The sequence below is a fragment of the Alcanivorax sp. HI0044 genome (assembly GCF_001634945.1).
Genome location: NZ_LWEZ01000115.1, coordinates 1 through 1,077, shown reverse-complemented (window position 1 = coordinate 1,077; position 1,077 = coordinate 1). Strand labels below are relative to the sequence as shown.

Below are 1,077 nucleotides of genomic sequence, written 5' to 3'. Positions count from 1 at the left end.
TGCGGCAGCATCAATGGGCTTCAGGGTCAGCCAGGTGCGCCCTTGCTTCCCGGTCGCGAAGACCCGCTGCAGGAAGTCGGCTCTTTCATCATTGAATTGACTAATCACGTCATCCCGGGACGTCCGGAAAGCCAGCTTGTACTCCGTATAAAATGGCGCCGTGGCGCGAACCACCCCTTCCAGCTCCAGATAGGTCAGCAGTGTGTTGATCACCAGAGGACGCACATCGAACTGCCCGGATAATTCATGCACAGACAGGTCGAATTGCTCGGGCCGGGCCACCAGCCAGTTGATCAACCCCGCAAGCGATGCGCCGTCCGGGGTATCCCCGTAACTGAAATTCTCCAATACGGTCAGATCGTCCGAACCGGCCAGCAATACACACTCGGAGGGTTTGCCATCCCGCCCTGCCCGGCCGATTTCCTGCATGTAGTTTTCCAGGGACTTGGGCAGGTTGTAGTGATAAATCGCGCGAATATCGGCCTTGTCGATGCCCATGCCGAACGCGATGGTGGCAACGACAATATTCCCCTGCCCAGCCATAAAAGTTTCCTGCACCCGGTGGCGCTCGTCATCCTTCAGCCCCGCATGATATGCCTGCGCCGGCAGCCCCTGCGCCTGCAGGAACCCGGCCACCTGTTCGGCGGTTTTCTGCAAAGTGACATAAACGATGGCCGGCTCCGATGGCCGGGACTGCAATGCCGCCAACAATGCCTGATCCCGTTCGGAGGTATTGTGGGGCCGAATATTCAGCGCCAGATTGGGGCGGAAAAAGCCAGTCTGAACATGATCTTCCCGGGCAATGGAAAAACTGTCGCAGATCTGCTTCGCCACCTGGGGAGTGGCCGTCGCGGTCAGTGCCAACACCCTGCCCACATTGAGATCGCCGGCAAGCTGCGCCAACTTTAGATAATCCGGGCGAAAATTATGCCCCCATTCTGAAACACAGTGCGCTTCATCCACCGCCATCATGCTGATCGACAGCCGCTTCAAACGCGCCAGAAACCGCTCATTGGCCAGGCGCTCCGGCGCCACGTACAACAGCTTGATACTGCCGTCATCCAGCCCTCGGTAGAC

At 58.5% G+C, this 1,077-nt stretch carries 1 protein-coding gene; it reads right to left on the bottom strand.

Features of this window, described 5'->3' with window-relative positions; translation table 11 throughout:
- Window positions 1-1,077: RecQ family ATP-dependent DNA helicase (locus A3730_RS01450; protein ID WP_156500762.1), on the bottom strand; the 1,077-nt coding region annotated here is incomplete at both ends.